9 protein-coding genes are annotated in these 8938 nt (G+C 33.0%); all 9 read left to right on the top strand.

Translation table 11 applies throughout. The features are described from left to right. A partial coding sequence (locus ACJAX4_RS19365) for a Na/Pi cotransporter family protein (RefSeq protein WP_435791080.1) occupies positions 1–628 on the top strand: 628 nt, incomplete at its 5' end. Between the two features lie 184 nt (positions 629–812). Continuing rightward, on the top strand, positions 813–1538 hold the full coding sequence (gene cwlD / locus ACJAX4_RS19360; protein ID WP_435791079.1) for an N-acetylmuramoyl-L-alanine amidase CwlD: 726 nt from the start codon (positions 813–815) through the stop codon (positions 1536–1538). Between the two features lie 421 nt (positions 1539–1959). Continuing rightward, positions 1960–2937, top strand: coding sequence for a GntR family transcriptional regulator (locus ACJAX4_RS19355; RefSeq protein ID WP_435791078.1), 978 nt, complete (start codon positions 1960–1962; stop codon positions 2935–2937). Positions 2938–2970: 33 nt separating this feature from the next. Next, positions 2971–3384, top strand: a complete 414-nt coding sequence (gene glmS, locus ACJAX4_RS19350; protein ID WP_435791077.1) for a methylaspartate mutase subunit S — start codon at positions 2971–2973, stop codon at positions 3382–3384. 19 nt (positions 3385–3403) lie between these two features. Then, entirely contained in the window at positions 3404–4798 is a 1395-nt protein-coding gene (gene glmL / locus ACJAX4_RS19345; RefSeq protein WP_435791076.1) for a methylaspartate mutase accessory protein GlmL, read from the top strand. Positions 4799–4816: 18 nt separating this feature from the next. Continuing rightward, on the top strand, positions 4817–6274 hold the full coding sequence (locus tag ACJAX4_RS19340; RefSeq protein WP_435791075.1) for a methylaspartate mutase subunit E: 1458 nt from the start codon (positions 4817–4819) through the stop codon (positions 6272–6274). 49 nt (positions 6275–6323) lie between these two features. Then, a complete protein-coding gene (locus tag ACJAX4_RS19335) occupies positions 6324–7565 on the top strand; it encodes a methylaspartate ammonia-lyase (RefSeq protein WP_435791074.1) in 1242 nt (413 codons plus the stop codon). A 124-nt stretch (positions 7566–7689) separates the two neighbouring features. Further along, positions 7690–7953, top strand: coding sequence for a citrate lyase acyl carrier protein (citD, locus tag ACJAX4_RS19330; RefSeq protein WP_435791073.1), 264 nt, complete (start codon positions 7690–7692; stop codon positions 7951–7953). A 12-nt stretch (positions 7954–7965) separates the two neighbouring features. Continuing rightward, positions 7966–8838, top strand: coding sequence for an HpcH/HpaI aldolase/citrate lyase family protein (locus ACJAX4_RS19325; RefSeq protein ID WP_435791072.1), 873 nt, complete (start codon positions 7966–7968; stop codon positions 8836–8838). Positions 8839–8938 lie beyond the last annotated feature (100 nt).

Genomic DNA, 8938 nt, shown 5'->3' with positions numbered 1-8938 from the left:
ACTAGAAGCACCAGTTATTGCAGTTGGTCAAACTACAAAAGAGGTTGTGAGAATGGCTAATTTAGCAAAAGATAATGTAAAGCTTGCTATGACGTGTTTTGTAAATAATGATGAAAAAAAGTTAAAAACTGTTTATGAAAATGAAAAATTAATAAATTTACTTGAAGATGAAATCACTGCATATTTGGTGAAACTTTCCACAACGCAATTGTCTGAACAACAAACTATAATAGTAACTTCTATGTTTAATGTTGTAAATGATATAGAGCGAATAGGCGATCATGCTGAAAACATAGCTGATATGACTAGTGAAAAGCTTCAAAAGAATTTGGACTTTTCTAAAGAGGCTATAGATGAGTTAGATGGAATGTTTAAATACGTAGTAAATGCACTAGAGTTTAGTATAGAAAGTTTTGAGCATAATGATATTAAAAAAGCGGAATCTATAATGGCAATAGAAAATAGGATTGATAGCCTAGAAAAAGAGCTAAGGGCTTCCCATATAAGAAGATTAAATAACCGTGTCTGCAGTGCTACAGTTGGGACGATGTTCTTAGATATTATTAGTAATTTTGAGAGGATAGGAGATCATTCAACCAATATAGCTGAAGTAGTACTATACAAATAAGAGAATTTAATAATTACATAAAAAACAAAACACCAACTAGTTACTTAGTTGGTGTTTCGTTTTATTTTAAAATTGCAGTAAAATTTAGGTATGGCAACGTAACTAAAGTAAATATATAAATAATAATAAATTACCTGTTACTTGAATAAAATTAACAATAGTAATAAATAAAAGGGTGGGTAAGTTGAAATATAGAAATAATAAATTGACAGCTATTGTTGTAGTAATTATTATAGCGATGGCAAGCTTTATAGCTGTAAATATAAGTATTACAAAAGAAACTATGAAAAATAACGAAAGGTTACAGACAAGTGGTAAAAAAATACTTATTGATGCTGGTCATGGAGGAATGGACGGTGGAACAAGTTCCAAAAGTGGTACTGTAGAAAAAAATATTAATTTAAGTATAGCAAAAAAACTTAAAACCAACTTGCAAAATTTGGGCTACGAAGTAGTTATGACAAGAGAGGATGATGCAGGGCTTTATTTAAATAGTGGAACAATAAAATCTAAATATATGGAAGACTTAAGGAATAGGTGTAATTTAAAGCAGTCAAGTAATTGTGATATGTTTGTTAGTATTCATTTAAACTATTTTACTCAGAGTAAATATTATGGCGCACAAGTATGGTATTCTTCGTTTAAGGATAGTGCTTTGCTAGCTGGTATAATACAGAAGAACCTTAAGGAGGATTTAGATTCTAGAAATAAGAGAGTGCAAAAGCCTGCTAAAAATGCTTATAGGATATTGAGAGAAAATGATACTATGCCCAGTGTGATAGTAGAATGTGGATTTATATCAAATTTAGAAGAGGAACAAAAATTAAAATCTGATGAGTATCAAGACAAAATAGCGGATTCTATAAGTAAATCTATAGGGGAGTATTATATTAGTGGAACCATTGAGTGAATAATTTAATATTACCTATTGTAAAAACACATGATAATTTAGTGATATGTGTTTTTATATTGTAATTGGACTTTATATAGCAATTGGACTTTGTATAGGTCCAATACATATTGCATAATTAAAATAAATTAAAGAACGTTCTTTGTTAACTCGTTTCACAGTGTAATATTCTACAAACGAATACTAAAACTATAACTATAAATTAAAAGCCTTATAGAAATATTAATCGAAAACAATGAAAACCTTATCACAACGGGATAAAATGATATTATACGTAAGGATAAGCTAAATAATAGGTGCTAATAGGTTTAAATGAACAAAAACAGTGCTAAACGCCCATTATGCGATATTGAAGTGTAATGGACCATATGGTACTATGTATATAAAGATGGATTAGTCCATTAATCCAATTTGTATAGGGGTGGTTTCTATTAATATCGAATTAGATAAAAAAAGTGGAGTTCCACTTTATATCCAAGTTAGAAAACAGATTAGAAATGAAATAAAAAAAGGGGTTCTTAAGGTTGGAACAAAGATGCCAACAGAACGAGAATTGTCCCAAAGGTTAAAAGTAAGTAGAAATACTGTGAGTGCAGCATACAATGATCTGGAACAAGATGGTTCACTTAAATCTTATCAAGGTAAGGGGACTTTTGTAGTTGAAGAAAATGGAGTCTTAGAAAAACAAGATATAGAAAATAGGATATTGAAATTTGTTGATTTAGGACTAGAGCAAGCATTTGAAACTGGAATGAATCCAGAGGAGTTCTTAGAAATAGTAATTCAAAGGGTAAATGAAAAAAAAGAGATGATGGATAAAATCGAAGCAATATATATAGAATGCAATATAGAACAATCTAGAGTCTTTAGTAAGCAACTTAGTAGCTATAGCAATATGAACGTAGTTGCATTAACTATAACCGAACTAAAACAGATGAGTGAAGAAACGAAAGAAAAAATTGAAACTGCTGAATTTATAATAACTACTTTTAATCATATTAATGAGGTTACAAATTTAACAATAGGTCTTAATAAGGAAATATTAGGGGTTGCTATAACTCCAGATTTACAACCTATAGTTAAAATTGCTAGATATAGTAATGATACAAAATTTGGATTCGTATGTATATCCAAAGAATTTATGACTAAAATAAAAGTGGCATTAGATAAAGCTGGTTTATCTGAAATTCAAATAGAATACTCCAACACTACTGATAATAATGAACTTGCGGATTTAATACAAAAATCGGATGTGATGATAGTATCCCCAGGTAGGTATAAAGATGTTGAAAATGTAAACACAGAGAATAAGGAAATAATAAAATTTTTATATAGTCTGGATGATGGTTCGGTAAAAGCGCTTAAATCAAAGATTATTGAAATAAAGTTTAAAAAATAATGTGCCAAAAAATCATTAGGAGGCTTTTCAAAAATGGGAAAAAAGACTTTAATTCTAGGAGTAATAGGATCAGATTGTCACGCTGTTGGTAATAAGATTTTAGATTATGCTTTAACGGAAGCTGGTTTCAATGTTATAAACATCGGAGTTCTTTCTCCACAAGAAGATTTTATAAATGCAGCTGTAGAAACTAATGCGGACGCTATAATAGTATCTTCACTATACGGACATGGAGAAATCGATTGTAGAGGCATGAGAGATAAATGCGATGAAGCAGGACTAAAAGGTATATTGCTTCTTGTAGGTGGAAATATAGTAGTAGGCAAACAAGATTGGGAAGAAGTTTTCAACAAATTTCGCTCAATGGGATTTGATAAAGTATATCCACCAGGTACAACACTAGAAACAACAATACATGATCTAAAAGAAGAATTAGGTTTATCATAAAAAAATGGGAGTGATATAGGTGGATGCATATTTACTTATAGATTTTGGAAGTACATATACAAAGTTAACGGCAGTAGATATAGAAAAAGAAGAAATAATTGCTACGGCTAAGGATATAACTACAATCGAAGATGACATAATGATAGGTGTTGAAAAGGCCTATTCAAAAATTAAACAAATTTTGAAAGACAAGAATGTTAATTTTATTAATAAATTGGCATGTTCCTCAGCGGCAGGGGGTCTTAAAATGATAGCTATTGGACTAGTTCCAGACTTAACCGCAGAAGCTGCCAAAAGAGCTGCACTTGGAGCTGGTGCTAGAGTATTAAAAGTATATAGCTATGAATTAACACTTTCTGAAATTCAGGAAATTAAAAGTTCGGATTTAGACATTATATTACTTGCAGGTGGAACTAATGGTGGTAACAAGGAATGCATTATACACAATGCGAAAATGTTGGCCCAAAATGATGTTAAATTACCAATAGTAGTAGCAGGTAATAAAGTTGCTACTGATGATATAAGACAAATATTCACTGAGGCCAAAATGTATTTCAGCATTACTGACAATGTAATGCCTAAGTTAAATGAACTAAATGTAGAACCGGCCAGAGAAGAAATTAGAAAAGTCTTTATGGAAAAAATAGTGGAGGCTAAGGGGCTCGGGAATGCAGAGAAGTTTGTAAAAGGTGTTTTAATGCCAACGCCAGCAGCTGTTCTAAAGGCTGCGAGATATCTAAGCGTTGGAAGTGATGAAGAAAGCGGACTAGGTGATTTACTAATTATTGACATTGGAGGGGCTACCACAGATGTACATTCAGTTGCAGATGGTGAACCTACTAAGGCAGGTGTCAATGTTCGTGGCCTCGAAGAGCCTTTTGCTAAAAGAACAGTTGAAGGTGATCTTGGTATGAGGTATTCTGCTGTTTCATTAAGAGAAGCAGCTGGTAGCAGGAAAATGAGGAAATATTTAAACGACTCAGAAAGAAAAATTGACATAGATGAAAATTGTAAATATAGAATAGAAAATGTAATGATGATTCCCGAAACCAGGGAAGAAATTCATTTTGATGAGGCTATGGCAAAAGTAGCAACAGAAATATCTATGGAACGACATGTTGGTACTATTGAAAGTGCATATACCCCTATGGGAGCTATGTATACTCAAACAGGAAAAGATCTAATGGAAGTAAAATATGTTATAGGTACCGGTGGAGTATTGGTACATAGTGACAGTCCAAAAGATATTTTAGAAGCAGGAGCCTTTAACATAGAAAATCCAATGTATTTAAAGCCGCGTGATGCAATGTATTTCATAGATAAAACTTATATATTATCCGCAATGGGTTTATTGTGTGAAGATTATCCAGATAAAGCTGTTAGAATTATGAAAAAGTATTTAGTCAAAGTATAATTACTAGGAGGAATACCAATGGAATTAAGAAATCAAAAATGGACCAATGATGAGTTCTTTGAGGTTAGAAAAGAAGTATTAAACCAATGGCCAACCGGAAAAGAAGTTGATCTAGCAGAAGCTATAGAATATAATAAGAAAATTCCTGATCATAAAAATTTTGCAAAGAAATTAATAAAAGCTAAACAAGAGGGTATAACATTGGCTCAACCAAGAGCAGGTGTTGCATTAATTGATAAGCATATTGAACTTATGAATTTCTTAGAGCAAGTAGGTGGAGCGGATTTACTACCATCTACAATAGATAGTTATACAAGACAAAACAGGTATGATGAATGTGAAATAGGAATTAAGGAAAGTAGAAAGGCCGGAAGATCTCTCCTAAACGGATTTCCAGGAGTTAATCATGGAGTTAAGGGATGTAGAGAAGTTTTTGAAGCAATAAATGTTCCATTAGAGTCAAGACATGGTACTCCAGATGGAAGACTACTCGCTGAAATTACTCATGCTTCAGGTTGGACTTCAAATGAAGGTGGCGGTATTTCTTACAATATACCATATGCTAAAAACGCAACTTTAACAAAAACAATTTTAGATTGGCAATATTGTGATAGGCTTGTTGGATTTTATGAGGAAAATGGAATATCAATAAACAGAGAACCTTTTGGACCATTAACTGGAACATTAGTTCCACCTAGTACCTCAAATGCAATTGCGATAATTGAATCACTACTTGCAGCAGAACAAGGAGTTAAAAACCTAACAGTTGGATATGGTCAATGTGGGAATTTAATACAAGACGTTGCGGCTATCAGAGCTTTAGAAGAACAATGCGACGAATACTTAAAAGCCAGTGGTTATAAAGATGTATATTTAACAACAGTAATGCATCAATGGATGGGAGGATTCCCTGCAGATGAAGCAAAAGCATATGGAGTTATATCTACGGGAGCAGCAACAGCTGCGCTTGCAGGAGCAACAAAAGTAATAGTTAAAACTACACATGAAGCTATTGGAATTCCTACCAAAGAAGCTAATGCACAGGGAATAAAGGCTACAAAGATGACTTTAAACTTATTACAAGGTCAAAAAATGCCTATGTCTCCAGAACTTAAAACAGAGATAGAAGTAATAAAAGCTGAGACTAAGTGCATGATAGACAAGATGTATGAAATAGGTAAAGGCGATCTTGCTATAGGAACAGTTAAAGGCTTTGCTATGGGAATCATTGATGTACCATTTGCACCAAGTAAATATAATGCTGGTAAAATGATGCCTGCAAGAGATAATAATGGAGCAATAAGATACTTGAAATTTGGTAACGTACCATTTACTCAGGAATTAATGAATTTCAACTCTAGAAAACTTGGAGAAAGAGCAAAATATGAAAATAGAGAAGTAAGCTTTCAAATGACTATAGATGATATATTTGCAGTTGGAAAAGGCGTACTTATAGGAAGACCGGAAAAGAAATAATTAAACAATTAAAACAAATCACAAATTTATAAAAGGATAGGTGTATAATATGAAAATTATTGACGTAGTATGTTCAACAGGAAGAACAGGATTTTATTTTGATGACCAAAGAGCTATAAAAGCTGGAGCAGAACATGATGGCTTCGCATATGTTGGTAAACCAGCAACGGAAGGGTTTAAATCCATTAGACAAGCAGGAGAAGCAATATCAGTAATGATTATACTTGAAGATGGTCAAGTAGCTTATGGAGATTGTGCAGCAGTACAATATTCAGGAGCTGGTGGACGTGATCCATTATTCCTTGCAAGTGATTTTATGCCGATTTTAGAAAAAGAAATAATTCCAAAATTAATAGGTAGAGAACTAAACAGCTTTAAAGAAATGGCAGAAGAGTTTGATCATATGTTAGTTAATGGTAAAAGACTTCATACTGCAATGAGATACGGAATAACACAAGCTATATTAGACGCTGTTGCAAAAGCTAAAAAAGTAACTATGGCAGAAGTTGTTCGCGATGAATATAAAACTGGAGTAGATATTAAGAGAATTCCAATCTTCACACAATCAGGTGATGATAGATATAACAGTGCTGACAAAATGATAATCAAAGGCGTAGACGTAATGCCTCATGCACTTATAAATAACGTAGAAGAAAAATTAGGACTTAAGGGAGAAAAATTACTTGCTTATGTGCAGTGGTTAAGCGCTAGAGTAATGAAACTCCGAACTGATGAAAATTATAGCCCAGTATTCCACATAGATGTTTATGGAACTATAGGTCTTGCGTTTCACAATGATGTAAAAGCTATGGGTGATTATATAGCAACGCTTGAAGAAGCTGCTAAGCCTTTCAAATTAAGAATAGAAGGACCAATGGATGTTGAGCATAGAGAAAAACAAGTTGATGCATTAGCTGCACTAACTGCTGAACTTGATAATAGAAAAATAAATGTAGAACTAGTTGCAGATGAGTGGTGTAATACATACGACGACGTAGTATTATTTGCAGATAAAAGATCAGGCCACATGCTTCAAATAAAATCTCCAGATTTAGGTGGAGTTAACAATATAATTGAATCAGTATTATATTGTAAAAAATTAAAAGTAGGAGCATACGTTGGTGGAACATGTAACGAAACTAACAGATCCGCAGAAGTTTGCACAAACATAGCTATGGCTTGTGGAGCGGATCAATGTCTTGCTAAACCAGGAATGGGCGTAGATGAAGGATACATGATAGTAAACAATGAAATGAATAGAGTTGTAGCTTTAGTTAATAGAAAAAAATAAATTTGGGAGGCTACATTAAGGCGGTTTAATTAAACTGCCTTTTCCCATATTAAAATTAAAACTATAAAACGCTTATTTAGAATGTATAAAATAAATATAACTGAAGTTAGTGTGAGGTGATACCATGGAAATAAATAAACCATCCAAAGCTGGAACAATGGAATCTAACGATATATATGTAATGCTTATGCCAAACCCTAAGGGCGGTATTGAAATAAATCTTCAAAGTATCGTTATGAAACAGTTTGGAGAAGAAATACAAAGAGTAATACTAGAAGAATTTAAAGAACTTGGAGTAAAAAATGTTATAGTAACTGCACAAGACAAAGGTGCATTAAACTATACAATAAAAGCTAGAATAGAAACTGCCACAAAAAGGGCTCAGTAAGAGGTGATTAATATGAAAAGGTTAAGAAGAACAATGCTTTTTATGCCTGGAAATAATCCGGGAATGCTTCAGAATGCAGGAATTTTAGGTGCAGACTCAATTATATTAGATTTGGAGGATGCTGTAAGTCTAACAGAGAAGGATAGCGCTAGGATTTTGGTTAGAGAGGCAATGAAAATTGTAGATTACAGTAACTTAGAACTTGTAGTAAGGGTAAACCCATTTACAACTGAATATGCGAAAGAAGATATTGATGTAATAGCAAGGGTGAAACCTGATGCACTAATGATTCCAAAGGCTACAGAAGAGGAACTTATAGCTATAGGTGAAATGCTTGTGAAAATTGAAGTGGAAGAAGGCTTTGATGCGGGAAGTATAAAATTAATTCCTATAGTTGAAACAGCTTATGGACTTGAAAATGTTTATAGCATCATAAAATCCTCGGATAGAGTAGTAGCTGTATTACTTGGAGGAGAAGACTTAACTTCAGATTTAGGAATTGTGAGAACAAAAGAAGGCGAAGAGGTCTTCTATGCAAGAAATAGAGTAGCCACTGCTTGTAGAGCTATGAAGGTTGATTCTATAGACACACCATTTACAGATACTAATGATTTTGAAGGTTTAGAAAAAGACACTAGGAAAGCTAAAAGCTTAGGTCTTACAGGGAAAGCCGCAATAAATCCAAGACAAGTTGAGACAATTCACTCTGTATATGCACCAACGGCGGATGAAATAAAATACGCAAAGAGAGTTCTTGAGTCTATGGAAGAGGCGGAAAGTGAAGGAAAAGGAGTATTCTCCTTAGATGGTAAGATGGTAGATGCACCAGTTATAAATAGAGCTAAAAACACAGTAGAGCTTGCAAAGCTTTTAGGGCTTGCATAAAAGTTTAAAAATTGTTAAAAGTGCTACTTTAGTGGATTAGTTAATTGAGGTGATATTAATGAAAAATATATTAGGAAAAGAAATACCTGAATACATAGAA

This window comes from Clostridium sp. (assembly GCF_051278035.1).
GTDB lineage: Bacteria > Bacillota > Clostridia > Clostridiales > Clostridiaceae > Clostridium_AD.
The sequence above is the reverse complement of the archived record's forward strand: the minus strand, read 5'-3'. Positions and strand labels throughout refer to the sequence as shown.